At 65.6% G+C, this 23,126-nt stretch carries 26 protein-coding genes and 1 pseudogene; 10 read left to right on the forward strand and 17 right to left on the reverse strand.

Annotated features, from left to right (window positions below; all coding sequences use genetic code 11):
- Positions 1-29: 29 nt before the first annotated feature.
- Positions 30-491, reverse strand: a complete 462-nt coding sequence (locus Q322_RS0105585; RefSeq protein ID WP_029476745.1) for a DUF4870 domain-containing protein — start codon at positions 489-491, stop codon at positions 30-32.
- Between the two features lie 96 nt (positions 492-587).
- On the opposite strand from Q322_RS0105585, the gene rnhA reads away from it, so the two are divergent.
- Together rnhA and yqeK are read left to right on the forward strand one after the other, a co-directional pair.
- Positions 588-1,097, forward strand: coding sequence for a ribonuclease HI (rnhA, locus tag Q322_RS0105590; protein WP_034417728.1), 510 nt, complete (start codon positions 588-590; stop codon positions 1,095-1,097).
- A complete protein-coding gene (gene yqeK, locus Q322_RS22280; protein WP_029476749.1) occupies positions 1,097-1,729 on the forward strand; it encodes a bis(5'-nucleosyl)-tetraphosphatase (symmetrical) YqeK in 633 nt (210 codons plus the stop codon). Before rnhA ends, yqeK begins: the two co-directional genes overlap by 1 nt.
- Here the strand turns inward: yqeK and Q322_RS0105600 are convergent.
- The 10 genes from Q322_RS0105600 to sufC all read right to left on the reverse strand — a co-directional run bounded on the left by Q322_RS0105600 (position 1,713) and on the right by sufC (position 9,210).
- The gene (locus Q322_RS0105600; protein WP_029476752.1) at positions 1,713-2,123 is read right to left on the reverse strand and encodes a GNAT family N-acetyltransferase; all 411 of its coding nucleotides are present in this window, start codon (positions 2,121-2,123) and stop codon (positions 1,713-1,715) included. The genes yqeK and Q322_RS0105600 overlap by 17 nt on opposite strands.
- A gap of 179 nt (positions 2,124-2,302) precedes the next feature.
- Entirely contained in the window at positions 2,303-3,118 is an 816-nt protein-coding gene (locus Q322_RS20660; protein WP_034417730.1) for a hypothetical protein, read from the reverse strand.
- 458 nt (positions 3,119-3,576) lie between these two features.
- A complete protein-coding gene (sufD, locus tag Q322_RS0105610) occupies positions 3,577-4,929 on the reverse strand; it encodes a Fe-S cluster assembly protein SufD (protein ID WP_029476754.1) in 1,353 nt (450 codons plus the stop codon).
- Positions 4,930-4,940: 11 nt separating this feature from the next.
- The gene (locus Q322_RS0105615) at positions 4,941-5,330 is read right to left on the reverse strand and encodes a PIN domain-containing protein (RefSeq protein ID WP_029476755.1); all 390 of its coding nucleotides are present in this window, start codon (positions 5,328-5,330) and stop codon (positions 4,941-4,943) included.
- Positions 5,331-5,549 (reverse strand): hypothetical protein, encoded by a 219-nt coding sequence (locus tag Q322_RS0105620; RefSeq protein ID WP_029476756.1) that lies wholly within the window; start codon positions 5,547-5,549, stop codon positions 5,331-5,333. It abuts the gene before it with no gap.
- Positions 5,550-5,568: 19 nt separating this feature from the next.
- On the reverse strand, positions 5,569-5,667 hold the full coding sequence (locus Q322_RS24945; protein WP_084147823.1) for a type II toxin-antitoxin system RelE family toxin: 99 nt from the start codon (positions 5,665-5,667) through the stop codon (positions 5,569-5,571).
- Positions 5,668-5,819: 152 nt separating this feature from the next.
- Positions 5,820-6,017 (reverse strand): hypothetical protein, encoded by a 198-nt coding sequence (locus tag Q322_RS0105625; RefSeq protein WP_029476759.1) that lies wholly within the window; start codon positions 6,015-6,017, stop codon positions 5,820-5,822.
- A gap of 300 nt (positions 6,018-6,317) precedes the next feature.
- Complete coding sequence (locus Q322_RS23130; protein WP_156952902.1) at positions 6,318-6,923, reverse strand: hypothetical protein; 606 nt, start codon at positions 6,921-6,923, stop codon at positions 6,318-6,320.
- Between the two features lie 4 nt (positions 6,924-6,927).
- The gene (gene sufB / locus Q322_RS0105630; RefSeq protein WP_029476762.1) at positions 6,928-8,334 is read right to left on the reverse strand and encodes a Fe-S cluster assembly protein SufB; all 1,407 of its coding nucleotides are present in this window, start codon (positions 8,332-8,334) and stop codon (positions 6,928-6,930) included.
- A gap of 105 nt (positions 8,335-8,439) precedes the next feature.
- Entirely contained in the window at positions 8,440-9,210 is a 771-nt protein-coding gene (gene sufC / locus Q322_RS0105635; protein ID WP_029476763.1) for a Fe-S cluster assembly ATPase SufC, read from the reverse strand.
- Positions 9,211-9,519: 309 nt separating this feature from the next.
- Here sufC and Q322_RS0105640 point away from each other — a divergent pair.
- Together Q322_RS0105640 and Q322_RS0105645 are read left to right on the forward strand one after the other, a co-directional pair.
- Positions 9,520-10,137, forward strand: a pseudogene (locus tag Q322_RS0105640) (MotA/TolQ/ExbB proton channel family protein); the annotation flags it as partial.
- A 272-nt stretch (positions 10,138-10,409) separates the two neighbouring features.
- On the forward strand, positions 10,410-10,829 hold the full coding sequence (locus Q322_RS0105645; protein WP_029476767.1) for an ExbD/TolR family protein: 420 nt from the start codon (positions 10,410-10,412) through the stop codon (positions 10,827-10,829).
- 60 nt (positions 10,830-10,889) lie between these two features.
- Here the strand turns inward: Q322_RS0105645 and Q322_RS23135 are convergent, their stop codons facing one another.
- Positions 10,890-11,915 (reverse strand): hypothetical protein, encoded by a 1,026-nt coding sequence (locus Q322_RS23135; RefSeq protein ID WP_162176592.1) that lies wholly within the window; start codon positions 11,913-11,915, stop codon positions 10,890-10,892.
- Here Q322_RS23135 and Q322_RS20670 point away from each other — a divergent pair.
- The 4 genes from Q322_RS20670 to Q322_RS0105670 all read left to right on the forward strand — a co-directional run bounded on the left by Q322_RS20670 (position 11,845) and on the right by Q322_RS0105670 (position 15,832).
- Entirely contained in the window at positions 11,845-12,960 is a 1,116-nt protein-coding gene (locus Q322_RS20670) for a hypothetical protein (RefSeq protein ID WP_162176593.1), read from the forward strand. The two genes, Q322_RS23135 and Q322_RS20670, sit on opposite strands and share 71 nt — an antisense overlap.
- 140 nt (positions 12,961-13,100) lie before the next feature.
- On the forward strand, positions 13,101-13,802 hold the full coding sequence (locus tag Q322_RS0105660) for a hypothetical protein (protein ID WP_029476770.1): 702 nt from the start codon (positions 13,101-13,103) through the stop codon (positions 13,800-13,802).
- A gap of 152 nt (positions 13,803-13,954) precedes the next feature.
- On the forward strand, positions 13,955-14,731 hold the full coding sequence (locus tag Q322_RS0105665) for a type III pantothenate kinase (protein ID WP_029476771.1): 777 nt from the start codon (positions 13,955-13,957) through the stop codon (positions 14,729-14,731).
- 183 nt (positions 14,732-14,914) lie between these two features.
- On the forward strand, positions 14,915-15,832 hold the full coding sequence (locus Q322_RS0105670; protein WP_029476773.1) for an ABC transporter substrate-binding protein: 918 nt from the start codon (positions 14,915-14,917) through the stop codon (positions 15,830-15,832).
- On the opposite strand, the gene Q322_RS0105675 is transcribed toward Q322_RS0105670, so the two are convergent.
- The 5 genes from Q322_RS0105675 to Q322_RS0105695 form a co-directional block, all read right to left on the reverse strand.
- Positions 15,810-16,355: a P-loop nucleotide/nucleoside kinase family protein gene (locus Q322_RS0105675; protein WP_029476775.1), complete on the reverse strand. Its 546-nt coding sequence runs from the start codon at positions 16,353-16,355 to the stop codon at positions 15,810-15,812. The genes Q322_RS0105670 and Q322_RS0105675 overlap by 23 nt on opposite strands.
- A 3-nt stretch (positions 16,356-16,358) precedes the next feature.
- A complete protein-coding gene (locus Q322_RS0105680) occupies positions 16,359-17,357 on the reverse strand; it encodes an inorganic phosphate transporter (protein ID WP_029476776.1) in 999 nt (332 codons plus the stop codon).
- An 11-nt stretch (positions 17,358-17,368) separates the two neighbouring features.
- Positions 17,369-18,007: a DUF47 domain-containing protein gene (locus Q322_RS0105685; RefSeq protein WP_029476778.1), complete on the reverse strand. Its 639-nt coding sequence runs from the start codon at positions 18,005-18,007 to the stop codon at positions 17,369-17,371.
- Between the two features lie 127 nt (positions 18,008-18,134).
- The gene (locus Q322_RS0105690) at positions 18,135-18,326 is read right to left on the reverse strand and encodes a hypothetical protein (RefSeq protein WP_029476779.1); all 192 of its coding nucleotides are present in this window, start codon (positions 18,324-18,326) and stop codon (positions 18,135-18,137) included.
- A gap of 10 nt (positions 18,327-18,336) precedes the next feature.
- Positions 18,337-21,456 carry an alpha-amylase family glycosyl hydrolase gene (locus tag Q322_RS0105695; RefSeq protein ID WP_029476781.1) on the reverse strand — a complete coding sequence of 1,040 codons (3,120 nt, stop codon included), beginning with the start codon at positions 21,454-21,456 and terminating at the stop codon, positions 18,337-18,339.
- 136 nt (positions 21,457-21,592) lie between these two features.
- Here Q322_RS0105695 and Q322_RS0105700 point away from each other — a divergent pair, with 136 nt between their 5' ends.
- Both Q322_RS0105700 and Q322_RS0105705 read left to right on the forward strand, forming a co-directional pair.
- Positions 21,593-21,877: a DUF427 domain-containing protein gene (locus Q322_RS0105700; RefSeq protein WP_029476783.1), complete on the forward strand. Its 285-nt coding sequence runs from the start codon at positions 21,593-21,595 to the stop codon at positions 21,875-21,877.
- A gap of 60 nt (positions 21,878-21,937) precedes the next feature.
- The gene (locus Q322_RS0105705; RefSeq protein ID WP_029476785.1) at positions 21,938-23,014 is read left to right on the forward strand and encodes a hypothetical protein; all 1,077 of its coding nucleotides are present in this window, start codon (positions 21,938-21,940) and stop codon (positions 23,012-23,014) included.
- The last annotated feature ends 112 nt before the right edge of the window (positions 23,015-23,126 follow it).

A 23,126-nucleotide genomic window follows, 5' to 3' on the forward strand; every position in this document is an offset into this window, starting at 1 on the left:
GCATAAACCCATCCCGCAGGCTCTGGGGGTCAGCGCACGAAGCGGATGCTCAGCGGGTAGTGGTACGGCTGCCCGGCGCTGACCCGCACCACCGCCACGATCATGAAGATGAACGGCACGATGCTCAGCAGCAACAGCAGCGGCACGAAGAACACGAAGAAGGCCGCGAAGGTGCCCAGAAACGCGAAGGCCCCAAAATCCTGCGATCCTGCCGCCGTGCCCAGCGCCCCGCCGACGAGGCCGAGGCTGAACAGGATCAAGGCCAGCACGCCGACCACCAGGCCGTACAGCCACATGCTCAGTTGAAAGTTCAGCGCCTCCTTGCCCTGCTGATCCAGCGCGGGGCTGCGGTCCCGCAACGCCAGCCACGCCACCAGCGGCCCCAGCACATTGCCCAGCGTGGGAAGCAGAAAGCCTGCCAGCGGCGACAGGTGGGTCAGGACCGCCGGGGTGCGGTCAGCTTCGGGAATGGCGAGGGCGGTGCGGCTCATGCTTGACAGTACGCGGCCCGCCTGCCTACAGTTCCGGGCGTGACGCGCCCCCGAAGCTCTAAATCCGCCTCTTTCCCAAAGACTGCCGCCCGCAAAGTGCAGGACAGGGCGCGCGATCTGCTGCCGCTGAAGGCGGGCATCCAACCTGAAACGCCCATTGCCGGAAACACGGTGGACTTGTTTAGCGACGGCGCATGCGACACGATGGCCGGGCACGGCGGCTGGGCCTGCATCCTGCGCACCGGGGAGCATGAGCTGGTCCTGAGCGGCCATGAGGAGGGCACCACCAACAACCGCATGGAGCTGCGCGGCCTGCTGGAAGGGTTGCAAAGCCTCAAACGGCCCTGCCAGGTGCGTGTGATCACCGACAGCCAGTACCTGCGCAAGGCGTTCACCGACGGCTGGATTCTGAACTGGCAGCGCAACGGCTGGAAGACGGCCAGCAGGGAGCCGGTCAAGAATCAGGACCTCTGGGAAACGCTGATCGGGCAGGCCAGAACACACGCCCTGACCTTCGTGTGGGTCAAGGGGCACGCCGGACACGGTGAGAATGAGCGGGTGGACGAGCTGGCCGTGCAGGAGCGCAAGAAACTCAGGGCGAAATAATGGATGCACGTGGCGTCGGCTGGCGGAGCAGCTTAAGGCGCGATTTCCCACCGTCGGGTGATCTGGCGGCAGATGTGGACGCCCTGTTCGCCGCGCATGGCCGGGAAAAGACCCGCGAGCACGTCCCGCGTATGGCGCACGCTGCCGTGACGCTGGCCCGCTGGTCCGGTGTTGATCCGCAGGCGGCACGGACAGCGGCCCTGCTCCATGATCTGGGCGGGATCGTCGCCTGGTCTAAAATCACTGCGCTGTGTCAAAGCCTGAATCTGCCTGTCGTGGATGAGGAGCGCCGTGTACCCATGCTGCTCCACGCCAAGCTCAGCGTCGTAGTGGCCCGTGAGCTGTACGGAATCAAGGATGAAACCATCTTGCAGGCCATCCGCTTTCACACGACCCTGCATGCCCAGCCGACGCCGCTGGACATGGTCATTTTTCTGGCGGACAAGCTGGAATGGGATCAGGGCGGCATTCCTCCGTATTACGCCAGGCTTCTGAGCGCAGTGGACGGCGGGCTGGAGGCGGGCGCACGCTGGTTTCTGGACTGGATGGCGTCCCCAGAGGCCCGGTTGCTGATCCCGCACCCCGATCTACGAGCAGCTTGGACCGCCTTTGGAATCACACCTCCAAAATGAGGGTGCAGAGGTAGCGGCGGCGTCTGCCTCTGGCTGGAGCTTCCATGACCTCAAACCCGCTCCGGCGGTAAAAGTCCACCGAATCTTCGTCGGTTTCTGCCGTCAATTGCGACAGGTTCAGATGTGCAGCGGTGGCGTGGAGAAGCTCACGCCCGTAGCCTCTGCCTCCTACGTCCGGGTGTGTGCCGATGTGCAGGACCTCAGCCGTCGGCCCATTGACGCACACACCCGCTGCGCTGACGGTTTGCCCGTCCACTCCCCAGACGAAGAGTGAACGGTCCCTCTCCGTCCGGTATGCCTCTAACGTGCGGGCCACGCGGACTGGATTGGGGAACATGGCCCGGCTGAGCAGGGCGGCAATTGCGGGGGTAAGGTCCGGGGTGAGACGCAGCATCCACTTATTCTGCGCTGCCCCGGGCCAATTCCATGACCTGCCCGGCGCGCTGACCGGGGGTAAACCAATGCGGCAGCATCAGCCTCAAACCATCAACAGGAATGCCGGAAACGGCGAATGGGGCTGGCCCCCGTCCAGAGGCCAGCCCCATTCAAATGATCTGTCTGAACAGTGTGCTATCAGGGCTGCTGAGGCGGCGCAGGCGACGTACCTGGATCGGCGGGTGGCGGCTCGGTGGGCGGCACTGGATCTGCTGGCGCAGGTTCTTCCGGTACAGGCTCAGTAGGAGTCGGTTCCGTCGGCGGCGCTTCGGTGGGCGCTGGCTCAGTCACGGGGGCCTCAGTGGGCGCAGTGGGGGACACGTTCCCCCCTTCCAGCTCTCGCTGCGCCTGGATGTTGCGGCCCAGCGACACCACATTCAGCCCCAGCACCTGGGTGACGCTCAGGGTCAGCGCCTCACCCCCGCCCTCCAGTTTGATTTCCCCGGCGCTGCCGTCTACGCTCTGGCCTTCTGCCGCCGTCAGGCCGCTGGCGGCCAGCAATTCCAGCGTGCGTGGCAGCAGGTCCTGGGCCTCTGCCGGGTAGATCAGGGCCTCGCCCAGCACCGTGGGAACGGTCATCAGCACTTTCTCACCCTGCACGGCAGGCAACTTGACGCTGGTGGCCGTGATGAAGTCTCCGGCTGGCGCAGAGGTGGGCCGCTGCGGCACAGTCGGCTCTGGCAGGGTGGGCGCAGGTTCGGCGGGCGCAAGCTCGACTGGCACAGGTTCAGAAGGAGGAGCTTCCGTGGGTGGTACAGGTTCAGTGGGCGGGGCTGGCTCGGTGGGCAGAATTGGCTCGGTAGGGGGCGCGGGATCAACAGGCGGCGTCACCGGATCAGTCGGCGCGGACGGCGGCTCGGTGGGCGGCGTCACCGGATCGGTCTGGGCCAGCGCGGATGTGCCCAGCAACAGGCTCAGGGTCAGGGTACGCAGGGTCTTGAGGGAAGAGGTCATTTGGATTCTCCTGGGGAAGAGAGGGGAACGGGGCGAATGCAACGCGGACACGACTTGCACCCCTGGCAGATGGAACCGGGTGCGCCTCCTTGCCCCTACCCTAGAAGCGCCGCCTGAAGCCCGCCCCCCTGACCGTTCAAGCTGGTCCTGATCCCCTCCTCGCCCAAAGCGGAAGAAGGGTTCACCCAGCTTAGGCCCCAGCCAGCGCAGGTTCACAAACGCTGACCCGAACCCAGTTCTGGGCCGGGTATCGAGGGCGAGCGTTATCACAGGCCACGCGGCAGGGGGATGAGCGGCTGCACTCATGGCCGAAAAGCCCTGTCAATCGCTCTTGCCTCCAGTGCGCCGCGTCGGGGATGAGGCGAGGAGAACAGGGCGCTCAGCCTCCTGCCACCCTTCCAACACGGAGGCGGCCCGCCCCAACCGGGACAGACCGCCTGTTTAAGAATTGCCGGAACTTAGGCTGCGCCCACCTTCTCGGCGATGATGCCCTCGATGTACTCCACGACGCTCCTCAGCGGCACACGCGTCAGCACGTCTTCCAGAAAGGCCGTGACCAGCATCTTCTCGGCCAGTTCCTGCCGGATGCCGCGCGAGCGCAGGAAGAACAGTTGCTGCTCGTCCACTGGGCCGGTGGTGCTGCCGTGGCTGCACCGCACGTCGTTGGCGTTGATTTCCAGTTGCGGCACGCTGAAGTTGCGGGCCTCGCTGGACAGCATCAGCGTGCGGTGCTTCTGGTAGGCGTCAGTTTTCTGTGCGCCCAGGTCCACCTTGATCATGCCGGAGAACACGCCCACGGCCTGATCGTCGCCCACGCCCTTGTACAGCAGGTCGCTGTAGGCGTTGGCGGCGGCGTGGTGTTGCAGGGTGTAGTGGTCAAAGTGCTGGTCCTCGTTGGCAAAATACAGCGCCAGCATCTCGGAGCTGGACCCCTGGCCCAGCAGGTGGCTCTGCATTTCCGTGCGGCTGAGGGTGCCGCCCATCGTGACCACCAGGCTGTTCAGGGCAGCGTCCTTGCCCACCTGACCGCGCTGGCGCTGGATGTGGGTCACGCCCTTGCCCCAGTTCTGGATGGACACGTAGCGCAATCTTGCGCCGTCCTTGACCACCAGTTCCACCGCGCCAATGGCGTAGGTGCCGGGCAGTTCCTCGGAGTCCTGCTCGTCGATGAACGTGATCTGGGCGTTTTCCTCGGCCACCACCAGGGTACGGGTCGCGGTGAAGGTTCCAGCCTCGCTCATCACGCGGAACGATCCTAGCGGCAGGTCCACTTCCACGCCGCGCGGCACGTACACGAACGCGCCATTAGTCCACAGGGCGGCGGCCAGCGCGGAGAATTTGCCCTCGCTGGGATCGGGGGACTTGCTGGGGGTGGTGCCGGGGGCGGCGATGGTGGTGTCGTCCGGCACTTCCGCCGGGACCACGCTGTAAAGGTACTGCCGCACCTTGTCAGCGTGCTGCTCCACCGCCGTCTTCAGATCGGTGAAGATCACGCCCCTGGCGGTCAGTTCGGCAGGCAACTCGGTGCGGTAGACCACATCCGGGCCGTCCATCACCAAGAATGCGCCCACGTCGGTTCCCTTCAGGCGCTTCTGCACGCTTTCGGGCAGCTTGGAGATGTCAGACACCACTTCACGCTTGGGGTGCGGGTTCAGCTTACCGAAGTCCACGTTGACCTGGGTGTATTTCCAGGCTTCCACACCGCTGTGCGGCACTTCCAGGGTGTCAAAGAGGTCAAAGCTGGCCCTGCGCTTGGCGGTCAACCATTCGGGGCCGGTGTGGGTAGAGAGGTGTTCGCTGAGTTGGGTCATTGTTCCTCCTGTCACCAGTCCGCGAGTTGCAGACCGGGAATACGTTGAAAATGATTGGTGTTGCGGGTGACGAGGGTGGCCCCATGACGCAAAGCGGTGGCCGCGATCAGCAGATCAGCGTCGTCAAGTAAGCTACCCGCTCCTCTGAGTTGATGGTGAAGCAGGGCGGCGATGTCGGCGGCTTCTCGGTCAAAATCCAGAATGGAATGCCCTGAGAGCAGCATATCGAGCCGCGCGAGACGGCGTGAATACTCTAGGCTGAGCAAACTGCGCCGGGCCTCATAACGAACAACGGCGGGAACGGTCACCACATCATCGGTCAGCGCTGACTGGTAGTGCAGGACGGCCTGCGGCTCCAGCTTTTGCAACACAATCAAGATGTTGGTATCCAGAGCCAGCATTCAGGATGCATCCTCAGCAGGTGTGGTCCGCCAGGGGCGGCGCTTCGTTCCCTCATCCCACGCTGCCTGCTCCTCTGGTGTCCAGTCTTCTGCGAAGGCAGTGAGGGCGGCCATCTGCTGCTCGACATAAGCCTGCCGCTCAATAACCTTAACAACTTCCTCAAAAGAAGCGTCGCTGAGGGCATCAATTTTCGCTTTGATTTCTTCACGTGTCGTCATCCCTGCACCTTCTCTCCGCCTAACGGTATATATCGCTGCGGTGGCCGATTTTCAAAATTGTGACGGTTTTTTGCTGGGCATCAACGTCAAACACTATCCGATATTCCCCAACTCGCACCCGGTAAGCATCTTCGCCCTAAAGCTTGATGGTCCCGGATGCGAATGACTCCTTCGCAAGCCGAGCGAGGCGAGAAAACACACGGTCCTAAGTCTCTTCAGGAACGCTCCGCAACTCCTTCTCCACGCAGGAAGCGAAGAGGACAGCAAATGTCACTCGCTGTGTCCAAGCCTGCTTTTCATCTCCTCAAGCGAGATGGTGGGTTCTCCACGGCGCTCCCGAACGGCCCGTCCGTCATAAAGGTCCTCAAGAAGCTGCTCGTACTCCTCAATAGGCAGAAGAACAGCCACTTTCTTCCCCTGAGCGTCGGTCAGATACTGATGGTGGTCTTTCTGTTCGGATGTATTCATCCTCTAAACCTCCTTGCTATCTGCCCATGCACTCCCGTCCGAGATCACCAGAAATTCAGCCGCCGTCCCGCTCTTATTCCTGGCCTGGTGCCTGTGCTTTGGCAGGGTTAACCCCTCAGTCCGCTACGCGGCCAGCTCCCCTCAAGGGGAGCCAAGAAGCGCAGAAGACTGTGCCACCCGGCAATCACCTTGCCTCCCTTCTAAGGGGAGGTGTCCCGAAGGGGCGGAGGGGTTGCCCCAGCCTAAGCCTCCAGTCATCGCAGACAGAGACCCAGGTGTAATGGGGAACGGTGAGGGAGATCAAGGGTTCTCCGACATTCCATGCGCCGAATTCAGTTGTTCGTCTGACCACAACGATGAGGCTGCATGGCCCATCAACAACTTGGGATAATAGATGAAAGCAAACCAGGGGGCTGATTTTGACGGTTCGAGTATTTGGTCAAGCAGTATGCCGCCAACCGTAAGAGCTACGCCACCATTGCGTCTGATCGGGGGGTTCCGACGAATTAGTACAGTGGCCCCAAGCAGATATGCGTATTGGATTCCTGCCCATACCCACCAAGACAATCTCCGTCTTGAGCGGCGATCAAGCCATGCGAACATAAAAGGGTGGAGGTGGAGAAGCGCAAATTGATAATGGTTGGCGTTGGTCTGACCTGAGCGTTCATACCAGCGCCCACATGCCAGCGTGTTGTTCACCCACGCCCCGCCCCACAAATCCATTGCTAAGGCGGAGGCCACGAGTGCAGCACCTGAGCTGGCCTGCCTTTGACGCTTGACCAATACAGGTGCAAGGACACCACCAATCAATCCGCATCCTACCGTCATAATATTGTCAACCCCACTTGCTTCAGGGCCTATAAAATCGTCCCATTTTTTACGCAAACTGGCTGGCAAACTTCTCATTACCTCAGCCGACGCTGCCTTCCATCTCCAGCTCAATCAGCCTGTTCAGTTCCACCGCGTACTCAAGCGGCAGTTCCTTGGCAATCGGCTCGATAAAGCCGCGCACGATCAGTCCGGCGGCCTGGTCCTTGCTCAGCCCACGGCTTTGCAGGTACATGATCTGGTCGTCGTTGATCTTGGACACGGTGGCTTCGTGGCCCACGCGGGCGGTCTTTTCCTCAACCTCAATGTAGGGGTAGGTGTCGGTGCGGGCTTCCTCATCCAGCAGCAGGGCGTCGCATTCCACGTTGGTCTTGGCGTATTTTGCGCCCTCATAGATCTTGACCAGACCCCGGTAGCTGCTGCGGCCCGAATCCTTGCTGATCGACTTGGAGACAATCGAACCGCTGGTGTGGGGCGCAAAGTGGACGATCTTGGCCCCGGCGTCCTGGTGCTGCCCGCGTCCGGCCATTGCGATGGACAGGACCTCGCCGCGTGCGCCGTCTTCCAGCAGGTAGCAGGCGGGGTACTTCATGGTCACCTTGCTGCCCAGGTTGCCGTCCACCCATTCCATCACGCCGTTGCCGTACACGGCGGCGCGCTGGGTGACCAGGTTGTAGACATTGTGGCTCCAGTTCTGGATGGTGCTGTAGCGAAAGCGTGCGCCTTCCTTGACCACGATCTCAATGACGCCGGAGTGGAAGGAGTCGCTGCTGTACGACGGGGCGGTGCAGCCCTCGATGTAATGGGCCTGCGCGCCTTCATCGATGATGATCAGGGTGCGCTCGAACTGGCCGCTGCTCTCGGCGTTGATGCGGAAGTACGTCTGGAGAGGGATGTCCACCTTGACGCCCTTGGGAACGTACACAAAGCTCCCGCCGCTCCAGACCGCGCTGTTGATGGCCGCGAACTTGTTGTCCTCGGGCGGCACGATGGTGGCGAAGTGCTCGCGGAACAACTCCGGGTACTCCTTGAGGCCGTCCTCGATGCTCAGAAAGACCACACCCAGCTTTTCCCACTCCTCTTTGAGGTTGTGGTACACCATTTCCGACTCGTACTGCGCGCCCACGCCAGCAAGGGCGGCACGCTCGGCTTCGGGAATGCCCAGACGCTCGAAGGTGTTCTTCACGTCTTCCGGCACGTCGTCCCAGGAGCGGGTGTTAAAGCCTTCGGGCTTGATGTAGTAGTAAATCTCGTCCAGATTCAGGCCGGACAGGTCCGCGCCCCACTCGGGCATGGGCTTGCTGTTAAAGATATCCAGCGCCTTGAGGCGGAAATCCAGCATCCACTGCGGCTCGTCCTTGGCCTTGGAGATCATCTCGACGACGTCGCGCCGCAGACCCTTGGGGGCCTTGACGGCGTACTTCTCGGGGTTGCTCCAGCCGTACTCGTAGCTGGCGTTGATGTCATTGACTTCGGGATTGATGGTCATGATTGCTCCTCCGGAGGTGGGTCTAAGGGTCTAAAAGTCAAAGGGTCCAAGGGTAAAAACGCAGAGTCCAGGTCTTTCCTTAGACCGTTGACCCTGGGGCACCGCTCAGGCGGTTGCCAGTTCCTTGACCCAGTCGTACCCCTGGCTGTCCAGCTTCTTGGCCAGTTCGGGGCCGCCGCTCTGCACGACCTTGCCGTCCACGATAATGTGAACCCTATCCGGCACGATGTAATCCAGCAGGCGCTGGTAGTGGGTGATGATCAATCCGCCGAGGTTCTCGCCGCGCATGGAGTTCACGCCGTTGGCAACCACTTTCAGGGCGTCCACGTCCAGGCCCGAATCGGTCTCGTCCATGATGATGTAGGTGGGTTCCAGCATCAGCATTTGCAGAATCTCGTTGCGCTTCTTCTCGCCGCCAGAAAAGCCCGCGTTCAGGTAGCGCTCGACGATGCTCTCGTCCCAGTCCAGGGTCTTCAGGGCGCTCTGGAGCTTGCCGTAGAACTCGGTGAAGCTGACCTCTTCCCCCTCTTCTTTGCGGGCCTGCATGGCCAGGCGCAGAAAGTTGGCGATGGTGACGCCAGGAATCTCGACAGGGTACTGGAAGGCCAAGAAGAGACCCATGCGGGCGCGCTCGTCGGGTTCCATTTCCAGGATGCTCACGCCGTCCACCAGAATGTCGCCGTCGGTGACGGTGTATTCGGGATCGCCCACCATGACCTTTGCCAGGGTGCTCTTGCCGTTGCCGTTCGGTCCCATCACGGCGTGCAGCTCGCCGCGCGGGATGATCAGGTCGACGCCCTTCAGGATGGGCAGATCGCCTACGGAGGCGTGCAGGTTGCGAATCTCGATCTGGTGTGGCTGTTCGGTCTGGGTCATACTTGGCTCCTTGTCAGGACTCTCTCTTGGACGGCAGGGCCGATGTTCGGCACATCTGGCAGCCCGCTTCTTGAGAATGATTCCTACTTACCCTGCCATTTTAGCCGCTGACGCGATCAAAGTCGAGTGCATTGGTATGGATTGACGGACGGTGGGGCCGGGGTGTCCAGTCCACGCAGACCGCAGGTACATGGTCCAGGCAAGGTCCGGCGAGACAGCGCGGCAATCCCCACGCTCCGCCGGGCAGCAGGGGCCAGATGCGTCCTGTTTTCATGCTTGTCACGCGCGCACGTGCTACACGAGTAGCCAATGAATGTCCTTGATCTTGCGCGCGCTGCCGGTCCACTGCTGTGGGTTCTGATTGCCCTTTCCCTGTACGTCGTGTATCTGGCCGTGGCACGGGCGCAGGCGCTGTCGCGGCTGGGGCGCAACGCCGACGCTTTAATTGAGCGGGCGCGGGCGGTGACGGCGGAAAGTGGCCCGGCGGCGGCGCTGGCGGAAGTGGACCGTGCGGGCCATCCTGCGCCCGCCATCAATGTGCTGCGCGCCGGGCTGGGCCGCGCGGACCGGGGCGTGAACGCTGCCGGGGCCGCCATGCAGTCCGCCCTGCTGGCCGAGGACGCCCGCCTGTACGCGGGTCTAAGCGCGCTGGGCACCGCCGCGCAGATCGCGCCATTGCTGGGGCTGCTGGGCACGGTGATCGGTATGGTGCGCTCGTTCCTGGTGTTCAGCTCCACGGCTGCGCCCACGCCCGCCCAACTGGCCACCGGCATCAGCGAGGCGCTGGTGAATACGGCGGGCGGGCTGGTGGTGGCGATCATTGCGTATGTGGCCCGCAACGCGCTGCGCGCCCGCGCCGACCGTATTGCCGTGACCGCCGAACGGGTACGTGAGGACCTGCCCGGCTGGCTGGCCCGCCCCGAGGCCCGCCAGCGTCCCGAGACTCAGATGACCAGAGAGCAGCGGTACAGCGAGCAGGACGGTGGCGAGCAGGGCTACCGGGTCCAGGAACGCGGCGCACCGCTCCACAGCACGCAGCCGCAGGGCGGCCCGGTTCCGGTGCTGGCCTTTCACTTCGACGAGGCCCGTGACAACGCGGGCACCATCAGCACGGGGCCGAACAACACCGGCATCTTCCGCACCACCACTCCGGCCAAGGCTGCCCCCGCCAACAGCAGCGACGGCGCGGGCAAGCCCCGATGAACCGCGCCCCTGGTCGCCGCCGGATGCGCGACAGCGGCGACGGCGTGACCTTCGATTTCGCGCCGATGGTGGATGTGGTGCTGCTGCTGCTGATCTTTTTCTTTTTAACCAGCAGCCTGGGCGCACGCCAGAACGCCTTGCCGCTGGACCTGCCGCGCGCCAGCACCACCGTGCAGGAAACGCCCGCACTGCCCATCGTGAGCATGGACCGCGCCGGGAGGCTGTTTCTGAACGGCAAGGCAACCACCCTGACCAAGCTGGGCGGGCAGCTCAAGCCGCTGCTGGGTCCCTCGGGCGGCGTGGTGGGCCTGCGGGCCGACGAGCGCGGCAGCTACGGCACGGTGGTCCGCGTGATGGACGTGATCAAGAAGGCGGGCGGCGAGCGCCTGGCACTGGGAACGAGGCCCAGCCAGTGAGATGACCACTTCCCCGCCCCCACGTTCCGAGTCGGGCTTCTCCCGCGAGGGCCTCGAACGCTACCGCGCGCTGGCCGCCACCATCGGGCTGCACGCGGCGATATTCTCGGCCCTGCTGCTGCGCCCCACCGCGCCCGAGGCGCTCCAGAGCACGCCGGACCCGCTGCGAACGCCGCTGGAGGTCGTGACGCTGGCTCCCGCACCCGCACCGCTGCCCGTGCAGGCCACCGCCCCGCTGACTCCAAAGCCGCCGACTCCAAAGCCGCCGACGCCGCTGGTCCCCAGGCCGGTCACGCCCCAGCCAGTGACCGTTAGGCCCGTCACGCCCCCGAAGCCGACACCACCGGCAGCCAGGCCCGCGCCCGCTCCCCAGCCCGAGCCAGCCCCCACACCAAAGCCCCTGGTCAGGGCGAGGCCGACGCCTCCCGCGCCAACCCCGACTCCGGTGGCTCCGCCCAAGCCGCAGCCCGCACCGCCCGCCGCCCAAGTCAAAGCGCCCGCGCCCGCGCCGACGCCCAAACCCGCGCAAGCCCCGGCTGCAACGCCCAGACCGACACAGCCAGCGGCAGCGGCAGTCGCGCCGCAGCCCCAGCCCACACCTGCCGCCCGCACGCCCGTGACCCAGCCGACGCCCGCGACGCCTGCCCCGGCGCGCACGGCGGCCACCGCCCCCACCACGCCCTCGCCCCAGCCCGCGCCCGAGATCGCCCCGGAGAGGGTCACGACGCCGCAGGTGGGCAGCGTGGAACCCCAGCCGCGTGCGGCAGCCCCGAATGCGCCCGCCGAACCCGTTCGCGCCGCGCCTGCCGCGCCCGCGCCGCAACCGGAGGCCGTGACCGCCCTGCCCCGCCGCGAGGACGCCGCGCCATCGGCTCCTGTGGCCAGCGCGCCCGCCGCCAGCGCCCCGGAAACCTCGGTTGCAGACCCCCCAACGGCGGCGCTGCCCGCCCCAGAAGGTCCGGCAGCAGCCACGCCTGTCGAGGCCGCCCCCAGCCGCAGCGCCAGTTCGGAGCCGGTGGCCGCCATTCCGGCCCGCCCAACGGCCAGCAGCGCGCCGCAGGCCACCGCGCCAGTGGCCCCCGTCACGGCGCGCGAGACGCCCATGCCGGTGGCCCCCCGCGCCGAGGCAGGAAGGGCCGGAGCGGTAACGGGAACGCCCAGCGCCGACCCGTCCGCCCCGGTGGCGGCGCGGCGCACTCAGACGCCCATTCCCACGGCCCCCACCGCGCAGACAGATGCCGGGCGTTCGGCCTCAGGTGCGGACGCTCGGGGGAGTGCTCCAGTCGCCGCCTCCCCCAGCCGGACACCGGCTCCGGCAGCGACCCCAGCGGCGGCAGCTCCGGCGGCCAGCAGCGCGGCGGGCAACGCAAATTCAGGCGATGCCGAGAGCGCCCCTGCTTCCGCCCGCCCAGCACAGGGCGAAGGTGCCACCACCACGCCCGGAAGCGCCACCGACGCTCCCTCACGCGGAACGCCCGGCAGCAACGGGGCCACCCCTGGCGCACCCGCAGCCGCCCGCGAATCGGCGGAGGGTCAGGGCAGCGACACCGGCGGCAGCCCCGACACTGGCACCCCTGCCGGCGGGCGCGGTGCGGGTGCGGGCCAGCCCGGCTCCGGTCAGGCTGGAACGGGTCAGGGCGGCGCTGGTACGGCCCCAGCAGCCTCACGCGCGGGGGCGGCGGGTGGCAGTGCCGGTACGCCCGCAGGCGGGACAGGCGGGGAGGGCGGCGTCAGCGCCCGCGCAGGCGGTGGGGGCGGCGGCACCGGCGGCAGCGAGGACCGGTTGCTGAACTGCACGGTGGTGGTCGACGTGCGCGGGTTCCCCACTTTCCAGCGCGCCCAGTCCAGCTTCGTGTTCGAGCAGGGCGGGGGCCAGCTCTGGCCCGACGCGGCCCTAATCCAGGGGGTCAGCAGCCAACTGGTGCAGGAGGGCAGCTTGCAGACTTACATCACCAGCGAGGGCCAGATCGGCGACTTCAAGAACGTGACCCGCGTCAAGGCGCAGGCGGTTCAGGCCACCAAGTTCGCCCCCAAGAGCAACTACATCACCGACGCCGTGCTGCCCGCCGCCGCCGCCGCCCAGTTCCGCTCGGCGGGCAAGGCGTGCCGGGTGGTGTACTTCAAGGATTGAAGATGGCCTGTCGGCGGTGGGCTGTCGGTATGGCCCAGACCATCAGCCTCGGCCCCGCCCACCTGCCTTTTTCCCACACCCAACACCTCAGGGCCTGAATCAGGTTCCCGTCAAGCCCAAGTCTCTAAATGGAGTGCAGTATGCGTAAACCCACCCTGATGGCCCTGTTGACCCTCATGCCCCTGCTGGCCGGCCCGGCGCTGGCCTGGGTGCCTGAACTGGAAGAAACCACCGCCAAGAACGTGATCGACGGCGCGTATGGCCGCCGCGCCACGGTCCCCACCTTTCTGACGGTGGACCTGGGAGTCAAGGACGGCCAGTTCGTGGCCGGGCCGAACGCGGTCACGGCCTTTGCGGGCGGCCCGGCGTGCCTGGACGGCTGGCTGGCCGCACCAACGGACCCCACGGCAGGCAGCCGTCCCGCCGCCCTCACGGTGAGCGGGCAGGCCGATCAACTGTTCTTTCAGGCCCAGGACGCCCGTGACTCGTTCAAGAACCTGAGCGCCAAGGACGCGCTGGGCGAGGAGTACGCCAACAAGCGGCTGCCCAGCGGCGAACTGCGCGTGGACATGAATGTGCGCGGTCTGCCCAGCGAACTGGCCCGCAACGCCTACCTGGTCCGCCTGAAGGGCAAGGACGGCGCGCTGGTGGCCCCGCTGCGCTCCACCTACGTCAGCGACTTCAAACAGGACGGAGGCACCTGGACCGGAACGCTGGTCTACTACTTTGAACCCCTCAAGGCCGGACTGGGTGCGGGGGCCAAGGTGGAACTGCTGGTCAAGACCGAGGCCGACACCGACTGCGCCTACAGCGTGACGCTGGACCTGAGCAAGTTTCAGTAAATTCAAACCCCCAGCAATCACAAACCCGGAGTGCATGGCCTCCTCCCAGAACAGGGCGGAGGTTGTTGCCGTTCTGTGGTGGAGGGCGTTCCGCACACACCGCCTCTCGCCCTGCTCGGAGTTCATTGCCCACACCCTCTACAATTCTCCCTGTGCCAACCTTTCCCCTTCTGGCCGTGGACATCGGCAACACCAGCACCGTGCTGGGGCTGGCGGACGAGACGAGAACCCTGACGCATACCTGGCGCGTGCGGACCAACCGCGACGCCCTGCCGGATGATCTGGCGCTGCAACTGCACGGGCTGTTCTCGGTGGCCGGGGCCACGGTGCCGCACTCCGCAATCCTCAGCAGCGTCGCGCCGCCGCTGGGCGAGAACTACGCGCTGGCCTTGCAGCGGCATTACGGCGTCACGGCCTTCAGCATCTCGGCCCTGAATCTGCCCGATGTGACGGTGGAGCTGGACACCCCCGACGCCGTGGGTGCGGACCGCCTGTGCAACCTATTCGGTGCGGAAAAATACATGAACGGTCACGAGTACGCCGTGGTGGTGGACTTCGGGACCAGCACCAACTTCGATGTGATCGGGCGCGGCAGGCGCTTTGTGGGCGGCATTCTGGCCACCGGCGCGCAGGTCAGCGCCGACGCCCTGTTTGCCCGCGCCGCCAAACTGCCGCGCATCACGCTAGAGGCCCCGGCCAGCGCCATCGGCAAGAACACGGTTCACGCGCTGCAATCCGGCCTGGTCTACGGTTACGCCGAGATGGTGGACGGCCTGCTGCGCCGCATCCGCGCCGAACTCCCCGCCCCCGCCATCGCCATCGCCACCGGGGGTTTTGCCCGCACCGTGGAAGGCATCTGCCGCGAGATCGAGCATTACGACGACACGCTGACCCTGCGGGGACTGGTGGAGGTCTGGGCCAGTCGCTGAGGAGATTGGAGACCGTTCAGGGGTCAACCTGTCGAACGGTCTAACGGCAAAGATGCTGGTGACTGAACCGCGTTGACGGTGGGCTTACTTTTTTGAGGAGTCCGGGCAGCCCCCACCTTCAGCTTCAGCAAAAGAGTGTGGTTTTCAGGCCGCCCACAGCCGTTCCCGCATTACTCTAGGTGCATGACCCACGCCCCAGACCGCATCATCAGCCTGCTGCCCAGCGCCACCGATCTGCTGTTCGATCTGGGATTGGGCGGGCGGCTGGCCGGGATCAGCCATTCGTGTGACCATCCGGGGGCGGCGGGCCTGCCGGTACTGACGCGCTCCATTATCGATTCGGGCGCACCCCAGGCCGAGATTGACCGCGCCGTCAGCGAGGCGCTGCGCGCGGGCCGGGCGCTGTACAGCGTGGACGGCGACTTGCTGGACCGCATAGGTCCGGGTCTGGTGGTCACCCAGGGCGTGTGCGAGGTCTGCGCGGTCACGCCGGGAACCATTCAGGAGGCGGTGCGCTACCTGCCCGGCTGCCTGCCCACCGCCAATGTGTTGAGCCTGGAGGGCCGCAGCGTGGCTGGAATTCTGGATAACCTGCGCGCACTGGCCGGGGCCGCCGGGGTGACGGAACTTGGGGAAAAACTGGCCGCCGACACCCAGACCCGCTGGGACGCCATCCAGCCTGTCAAGACCGCGCCGCGCGTGCTGACGCTGGAGTGGGTGGACCCGCCCTTCTACGGCGGCCACTGGGTTCCCGAACAGGTAGCGCGGGCGGGCGGCGTGAATGCGCTGGGCGCAGCAGGAACGGACAGCGGGCGCACGGGCTGGCAAGACATCAGCGCCCTTGACCCCGACGTGATCGTGGTGATGTGCTGCGGCTACGGCCTGGCGCAGAATGTAGAGTTTGCCCGCGAGTTGCTGACGAAGACCGATTTGCGGGCCGTGCGCGACGGGGAACTGTGGGCGGTGGATGCCAACGCCTCTTTCTCCCGCCCGGCGCTGGGGGTGGTGCGCGGCGCGGAGGTGCTGGCCGAACTGCTGCGCGGGCGCGAGTGCGCGGGCGAGAGCGTGCGGCTGGAGGTCACCGCTTCAGCCACGGTCTGACCCAGGCCAGCGCCTGATCTGAGGCGTCCGGCGTGGACGTATTCAACCGCAACAGCGGCACGTGAAGCTCCAGCGGTTTCCAGTTGGCATTTTCGGGAATCCGGTCATGAATGCCGGGATGATCGATATAGGGTCGCAACCTCGCCTCAACGCGCGCCGTATGACGGCGTTTTAATTCGGCCAGATCAGCGGAACAATGAATCTGCACCATCTGCGCGCCGTGCTTCTCCGCAAGGGCCAGTAGATCGGGTTCACTCATGCCCAGGTAAAAGTGGGTTTCCAGAATGACGCTCTGCCCCGCTGTCAGAACCGCGTCGGCGGCCCGGAGCATCACGAAATAGCTGGCCTTCCCGATCTCGCGGTTGCGGGGGATTCGCTCGTCTTCGGGAAGCAGATCGAGCAGCACCTGCTTGTAATCGTCCTTGCTGATCACGGGCAGGGCCAACTCACGGCCCAGAAAAGCCGCCAGAGTTGTTTTTCCGGCAGCAGGCCGGCCAGTGACGACGGTGAGGAGGGAAGTCAACCTCTAAACTCCTATCGCCAGAATCGCCTTATGAATCGCCCAGCCCAGCGCGATGCAGGTGGGAATGGTAAATACCCACGCGCTGACGATCTTTCCGGCCACCTGCCACTTGACCTTTTTAAAGCCCTTGGTGGTCCCCACGCCCATGATCGCGGTGCTGATGGTGTGGGTGGTGCTGACCGGAATCCCTAAGCGGCTGGCCGTCTCGATGATCAGCGCGGCGCTGGTCTCGGCCACGAAACCGTCCACGGGCTTGAGGTCCACCACCTTGAAGCCCATCGTCTTGATGATCCGCCAGCCGCCAATGGCCGTGCCCAGGCCCATTGCGGTGGCGGCGGACAGGATGACCCACAGCGGCACGGTGTCCATCTGGGTGCCAAAATACGCGCTGAGGGCGAAGGTGATGATGCCCATCGTCTTCTGTGCGTCGTTGCCTCCGTGCGAGAAGGCCATGAAGGCGGCGCTGACGATCTGTGCCCACCGGAAGGTGCGCGTGACGATGCGGGGCCTCATCCACCTCAGCACCAACCAAGACAGCAGGAACATCAACAGAATGGGGATGATGAAGCCCAGTGCCGGGCTGGTGACCAAGCCAGTCAGGGTTTTCTGCACGCCCTTGGGAATAATGATGCCCCAGCCCCCGGCGGCCACGCCCGCGCCCACCAGACTGAAGATCAGGGCGTGGCTGGAGCTGCTGGGCAGGCCTTTCCACCACGTCAGGAGGTTCCAGCCGATGGCGCTGAGCAGCGCCGCACCCACCAGCTCCAGCGTGGCGAACTGCTGCGGCACGATGTCCGAGCTGACCGTCTTGGCAACCGCCGTCCCGGTCAGCGCGCCCACCACGTTCAGCACGGCGGACATGACAATCGCCTGCGCGGGCGTCAGCACCCGCGTGGCCACCGAGGTGGCAATGGCGTTGGCCGTATCATGAAAGCCGTTGATGAAGTCGAAGATCAGCGCCAGCGTGACGACGATGATCAGACCAATGAGTGCAGGTTCCATCAACTGCGCCTCTAAGCGTTCTTCAGGAGAATGCTCTCCACCGTCTTGGCGACGCGCTGGGCCTGATCGCTGGCGTTCTCGATCAGGGCCACGATCTCGCCGCTGCGCATGGCCAGGATCATGCCGGGCACGTCGGTTACGCCGTCGTACAGGACGCGCTGCACCTCGTCGTTGATGACGTCGCCCTGGTCTTCCAGGGTGTAGATCTGCTCGGCAATCTTTGCCAGTTCGCCCACCTTGCCCAGATCCTCGATCAAGGGCATGCCCTGGGCCAGCAGCGCGCACTGGGCTTCCACCACACGGGCCAGCTCAGCCATCTGCGGCAGCGGCTCCGTGATGCGGTACAGGCTGAGCTTGCGGGCGGCGTCCTCCATATCGTCTACCAGATCGTCCAGTTCATCGTTCAGCGAAATGATGTCCTCGCGGTCAAAGGGCACGATGAACGACTCGGCCAGCAGGTTGGTCACCTCACGCGAGAGGCGGTCCCCGACGTGTTCCAGATCGCGCACGCGCTGCACCTTGGCCTCCACGTCGCTGTAGTGCTCCAGCAGGTCCACGAGCGCCTGGGCGGTGGCGTGGGCATTGCGGGCGGCCTCGGCGAAGCGGGCGCTGAACTTGGGGTTGCTGGGCATGAATTTAGACAGAACCATGACAAATCCTCCGTATTGTCTCCTGTTATGTCATGGAATTGTCAGGTGCAGCAGCCGGGGCAGGGCGGACGGCTAGAGTCTGCCGTCCGCTCTGCCCCAATTCACCCGATCTAGGTCCAGCCCGGTCTCAACCCTCCAGCGCATCCTGGGCGATTTTGCGGGACAGCCGGATGATCACGGCGGAATAAGCGTCTGCCAGCAGGACACACGAACCGATCACGCCCAACTGTTCCCAGCCACCCAGCTCTTCCCAGCGCTGAAATACCCACAGGGACAGAAGGTACAGCGAGGACAAGATCTGGATGACGGGCTGCCACATGATCTTTCCCCTACTTCACATTGACCGGAGCCGTAAACGTTGCCCGGCGCTGCTCGGCGTCGCTGCCGATGGTGTTCGCGCCCGCCGGGGTGCTTCCCGCGTCGGGGATGATGTCGCCCGCGCCGTAGCCGTCACCGCCGAAGATGCCGCCCACGAGGTTCACGCCGTTTGCCGGAGCGCCGGTCAGGCCCAGCGCCGTCCAGGGAATCGCCAGTTCCACGGTCTGCGCGGGCAGGCTGCCGCTGGCGGCGTACCTGTAGTCGGAGGCGTTGACCAGGGGAACGGCGGTGTCGCTGCTCACACGCCGCACTTCTGCGCCACTACCTTCATAGCGGGCCACGAAGGCGTCCACGCCGCCCATGCCGCCGCTGAAGGTGGCCGCACGCTTCCACGCCTCGAAGTTGTCGGCCTTGAGCGCGCCGCCTGGGGCCGTATCCAGATACACGATGGCGCTGTTGCCCGCGACGGTGTAGGTGTAGGCCAGGTACAGGTAGGTGGCGTCGCTGTCGGCCAGCAAGGTTAGGAAGTTGTTGTCCGCGCCGAACACGCCTGCTGCCGGACTGTTGACCGTGACCTTGGGGGCGGTCCAGTCGCCCAGGTTGCCATCAATGCTGTACTTCGGCTGAATGGCCTGACGAATCAGGACGAAATCCGCGCCCATCTGGGGCGAGGTGGCCTGCCGCGTGGCCTCCGTGAAGCCCACCGCCGAAGCCTTGAGGGTCTGCGCGCCCGCCGGGGCGAACAGGGTGTAGCTGCCGTCGGTGAAAGTCAGGGCGTAATTCAGATCAGGGTTGGCGGTGGTGGCCTCGACGAGTGCGCCGGACAGCGGCCCGCCCGCGCCCGTGACCCTGCCCTCGATGGCGGGCGGCACTGGCACCTCGATAAAGTCGTAGACGCCGCTGTAACTGTTGCCCGCCGTGCCGACGAAATAGCTGCGGTCTCCCTGACCCGGCCCCTCGTAGCCGGTGTTCTTTGCGCCGGGGCCATCGTTGCCGAACTTGAACTTGATCTCGCGGAACAGCGGCAAATCCACAGTTGTTTTCCAGATGCCGCGCTCCTCCTGGGTCATGGGCAGTTTGAGCTGGCTGCCGGTGTCGAAGCGGCGCAGTTCGATGGGGCCGTTGCCCTGGCTGCGGGCATCGACGGTAAAGGTGACCTTGACGGTGTTCTTGCTGCTGGGCGTGGCGCTGACGGTGACTCCGGCACTCTCTGCGCCACTGGCGTCCACCGTGACCACGCGGAAGGTGGTGGAGGCGTCGTTGGTCACGCCGGGCGCCAGATACTTTGCGGTGTCCTTTGGGAGTGGCGCGAAGTTCAGCAGGCGCTCGCTGCCGCCGTCCGTTCTGGCATAGATGCGGTAGCCGCTGACCCCGGCATCGGTGCTGGGGGTCCAGGTCAGCTCCACGGCGCTGTCGCCGGGCCGCGCGCTCAGGGCCGCCACCTCTGGCAGGCTGGGGTTGACCGTGCCGCCCGCCCCCGTGCCCGCCATTCCGGTGACCGCCAGCGTGCTGCGCGGCGGCACCGTGCCGGTCAGCTTGCCGCCGCTGACGCTCAGGTTGGAGGCGTGGCCGGTGATCTCGGTCAGGGGGCCGCCGCCGAAGGTGCCCAGCAGGGGAAGACCTCCAGCGCCGAGGGTGGAGAGGTCCACCGGGGTATCGCCGCCGTTGACCACGAACACCACCGGCTGCCCCGCCGCGCCCGCCACGTTGGAAATGACCCGGCGGTAGGCCAGCACGGGCAGGCCGCCGTTGGGCCGCCACAGCTCCTGCTGCGCGCCGCGCGTCAGGGCGCGGTGTCTGGCGCGGGCGGCGGCCAGTGCGCCCAAGCGCTCGTCCAGCGTGCTGCCCGCCAATTTGCCGAAGTCCATGTCCTCGCGGTTGCCCTGGCCCAGCGGGTAATCGTAGGGATCGCCCAGGCCCGGCTGCGCGTATTCGGTGCCCTGCCACACGCTGGGGGTGCCGCGCGAGAAGTACAGGGTGGACAGCGCCATATCCAGCCGCTCGGCGGCCTGCACGGGGGTGCCGCCCTTGCCGGTCACCTCGCTGACGAAGCGCTTGACATCGTGGTTGTCCACGAAGGTGGTGAGGCGGGTGGCATCCCGGTACACGCCGTCCTGCGCGAACACATCGGCCATGCGGTCCAGGTTGCCGCCTGCGCTGCTCATCTGCTGGCTGATGGCGAAGTACAGCGCGAAGTCGAAGACGCTGGGCGACCCCAGATCGTCCATGAAGTGCGCCAGGTACGCGGGGTTGCCGTCGAAGACCTCGCCCACCGACCAGATTTTGGCCGGATCACCCGCGCCGCCCGCCGCGAAGAACTGCTTCCAGTACGCATCTGGCACATGCTTCATGGTGTCGATTCGCAGGCCGTCGATGGCCGTGTTCTTGCGCCAGTAGTCGATAAAACTGTTGAGATACGCGGTGACCTCGGGCAGTTCCTGCTTGAAGTCGGGCAGTCCGGCCAGATCGCAATCCGTGACTTTGTTGGCGTCTGGCGCGTCGCAATCGTCCTTCGTGTGGAACCATTCCGGCTTGGTCTTGGTCAGCGTCGCGCCGTAGCCCGCGTGGTTGACCACCACATCCTGAATGACCTTCAGGCCGTTCTTGTGGGCGGCGTCGATCAATGATTTGTACTCGTCCAGGCTGCCCAGATGGGGATCGGTCTTGAAGAAGTCCTCGGCCCAGTAGCCGTGATACCCGGCGAACTCCCGGCCCGCGTTCGGCCCGCCTTTTGGCCCCGCAATGGCCGGAACCTGCACCACCACCGGGGTGATCCACAGCGCCGTGAAGCCCATGCGCTTGAAATACCCTTCCTCGATCTTGGCCTTGAGGCCCGCGAAGTCGCCGCCGTGCCAGGCCAGCGGGTTGGTCCTGTCCGCCCGGTCGCCCGCATTGCGGCCCAGGCCGTTGTCATTGGCGGCGCTGCCGTTGGCGAAGCGGTCTGTCATGGCAAAATAGATCACCTCGTCCTGCCAGGTGCGGGCCATGCCAGGCTGGGGTGCGGGACCAGGGCCGGGACCAGGGCCGGGACCAGGCTGCGGCTGGGGAGATGTGAACAACCCGCACGCCGCCAGCGAGAAGCTCAGAACCGTGACGGCGCTGACGCGCCCTAGCAGGGGATGGGTTTTCATTTGACCTCTATTGAAAGCTGATGGGCTTCAAATGTCAATGGCTGGGTCACTGGTCACGGCGAAATGCAGGCCGACTTTAGCGCAAGTGAGGGACGGGCAACGGTCCCCCCGGCCCCAGGCGGTTTACCCTGTGGGCATGAAAGCCACCTGGAACGGAACCGTGATCGCGCAGTCGGACCACACCGAAGTCGTGGAGGGCAACCACTATTTTCCGGCAGACAGCGTGAATCAGGCACTCCTGCGCCCCAGCGAAACGCATTCGGTCTGCCCCTGGAAGGGGACGGCCAGCTATTACACGCTGGAGGTGGACGGCAAGCGCAATCCCGACGCCGCGTGGTATTACCCGCAGCCCAAGGACGCCGCCACTCAGATCAGGGACCATGTCGCCTTCTGGAAGGGCGTGGAGATCGCCGAGGGCTGAGTCTCCTCCGCCTGTGCCACAGCTTCACCCAGGTTCACCCTGGAATGTCACCATGAAGCCATGACCCACCCCTCTCCCGCCTCGCCGTTCCCGGAACTGCCCATCACCGACGCCGAGCTGGCCACGGCCCGGCGCGGAGTGGCCTTGCGGGGTGGGCGCATCATGGGCGGGCTGGGCGGGCTGGCCGCCCTCTCGGCGCTGTCCGGGCTGGCGGGCGTCTGGGCGCTGTGGCACAGTTTCAACGCTTTGCCCGGCTGGCTGGCCACACTGAGCGAATTGAGCGGCGGCGCCCTGCCCAATGTCGATGTCGCCGGGGTGGTCCCGGTCTGGACGCTGCCCGTCCTGCTGACCCTGACCCTGCTGGGAACGGCGCTGTATGTGTGGGCCATGCTGGTGGCCCGGCAGACGGTGGGCGCGGCGCGCGACCAGACGCTGAACCCCAGCCCGGACCACGCCGCAGCGCTGGAACGCAGCGCCCGCACGGTGCGGCCCTGGATCGTGCTGGGGCAGATTGCGGCGGTCTTGCAGGTCCTGGTGCCGTTGCTGGTGCTGCCAGTGACCCTCGGTCTGGTGCGCCAGCTCGATCCGCAGACCTTTGCGGGCATGGGCTTCGGCGCGGCAGAAACCGGGGTCATGCTGCTGGGCGTGGTGGTCCAGAGCCTGCCCACCATCATCATCACCTGGCTGATCCTGGCCGCCATCCGGCGCTGGCTGGACGCGGTGGTGACGCGGGCGCGCGGGCCGGTGCCGGTGCGTCCCGCCGCGTGCGCCGTCGATCCGTGGCTGCTGTTCACGCTGGTCCTGCTGATCCTGGGGCTGGCCGCGCTGTTGCTGGGCGGCCTGAGCCTGCTGGCCGCTTCAGCGTTTGTGGGCGGCACCCCGCTGGACGCCCCGGACCTGGCCGCCCTGGGCGTGACCCCGGCTGGCCTGCGCGCCACCCTGCGACTCGGCGCGGCGGCCATGCTGCTCGGCGCAATCGCCTCTCTGCTGCTGACCCTGCTGATGGCCTGGTCACGCGGTTTTGCCACGGACGTGGCCACCGTGCTGGACGCTGGGTCGCCCGGTAGACCGGCGACTCTGGCAGGTGACCCCTGGAGCGGCCCAGTCCGGCGAGCGCAGGGCCGCGACCCGAATTGAGCGCGCGTGCAAGGCTAAGTTCGGCGTCTGCCTCTACCCCCACCAATGATTGGAGGTGGACAAGCTTTAAAGGCCACCTGCCCTATCCTGTCTCTCTTCCTATCGGTGTGCG

The organism is Deinococcus frigens DSM 12807, from assembly GCF_000701425.1.
In the GTDB taxonomy this organism is placed as follows: Bacteria; Deinococcota; Deinococci; order Deinococcales; family Deinococcaceae; genus Deinococcus; species Deinococcus frigens.

Excerpts from the sequence above, each read along its gene's own strand:
- Q322_RS0105705 (WP_029476785.1), top strand. The coding sequence starts at position 21,938 with ATGACCCACCCCTCTCCCGCCTCGCCGTTCCCGGAACTGCCCATCACC.
- Q322_RS0105645 (WP_029476767.1), top strand. The coding sequence starts at position 10,410 with ATGAACCGCGCCCCTGGTCGCCGCCGGATGCGCGACAGCGGCGACGGC.
- Q322_RS0105680 (WP_029476776.1), bottom strand. The coding sequence starts at position 17,357 with ATGGAACCTGCACTCATTGGTCTGATCATCGTCGTCACGCTGGCGCTG.
- Q322_RS0105615 (WP_029476755.1), bottom strand. The coding sequence starts at position 5,330 with ATGCTGGCTCTGGATACCAACATCTTGATTGTGTTGCAAAAGCTGGAG.
- sufB (WP_029476762.1), bottom strand. The coding sequence starts at position 8,334 with ATGACCATCAATCCCGAAGTCAATGACATCAACGCCAGCTACGAGTAC.
- sufC (WP_029476763.1), bottom strand. The coding sequence starts at position 9,210 with ATGACCCAGACCGAACAGCCACACCAGATCGAGATTCGCAACCTGCAC.
- yqeK (WP_029476749.1), top strand. The coding sequence starts at position 1,097 with ATGGATGCACGTGGCGTCGGCTGGCGGAGCAGCTTAAGGCGCGATTTC.
- sufD (WP_029476754.1), bottom strand. The coding sequence starts at position 4,929 with ATGACCCAACTCAGCGAACACCTCTCTACCCACACCGGCCCCGAATGG.
- Q322_RS0105600 (WP_029476752.1), bottom strand. The coding sequence starts at position 2,123 with ATGCTGCGTCTCACCCCGGACCTTACCCCCGCAATTGCCGCCCTGCTC.
- Q322_RS0105585 (WP_029476745.1), bottom strand. The coding sequence starts at position 491 with ATGAGCCGCACCGCCCTCGCCATTCCCGAAGCTGACCGCACCCCGGCG.
- Q322_RS23130 (WP_156952902.1), bottom strand. The coding sequence starts at position 6,923 with ATGAGAAGTTTGCCAGCCAGTTTGCGTAAAAAATGGGACGATTTTATA.
- Q322_RS0105695 (WP_029476781.1), bottom strand. The coding sequence starts at position 21,456 with ATGAAAACCCATCCCCTGCTAGGGCGCGTCAGCGCCGTCACGGTTCTG.
- Q322_RS20660 (WP_034417730.1), bottom strand. The coding sequence starts at position 3,118 with ATGACCTCTTCCCTCAAGACCCTGCGTACCCTGACCCTGAGCCTGTTG.
- Q322_RS0105700 (WP_029476783.1), top strand. The coding sequence starts at position 21,593 with ATGAAAGCCACCTGGAACGGAACCGTGATCGCGCAGTCGGACCACACC.
- Q322_RS0105685 (WP_029476778.1), bottom strand. The coding sequence starts at position 18,007 with ATGGTTCTGTCTAAATTCATGCCCAGCAACCCCAAGTTCAGCGCCCGC.
- Q322_RS0105620 (WP_029476756.1), bottom strand. The coding sequence starts at position 5,549 with ATGACGACACGTGAAGAAATCAAAGCGAAAATTGATGCCCTCAGCGAC.
- Q322_RS0105625 (WP_029476759.1), bottom strand. The coding sequence starts at position 6,017 with ATGAATACATCCGAACAGAAAGACCACCATCAGTATCTGACCGACGCT.
- Q322_RS0105690 (WP_029476779.1), bottom strand. The coding sequence starts at position 18,326 with ATGTGGCAGCCCGTCATCCAGATCTTGTCCTCGCTGTACCTTCTGTCC.
- Q322_RS0105670 (WP_029476773.1), top strand. The coding sequence starts at position 14,915 with ATGACCCACGCCCCAGACCGCATCATCAGCCTGCTGCCCAGCGCCACC.
- Q322_RS0105660 (WP_029476770.1), top strand. The coding sequence starts at position 13,101 with ATGCGTAAACCCACCCTGATGGCCCTGTTGACCCTCATGCCCCTGCTG.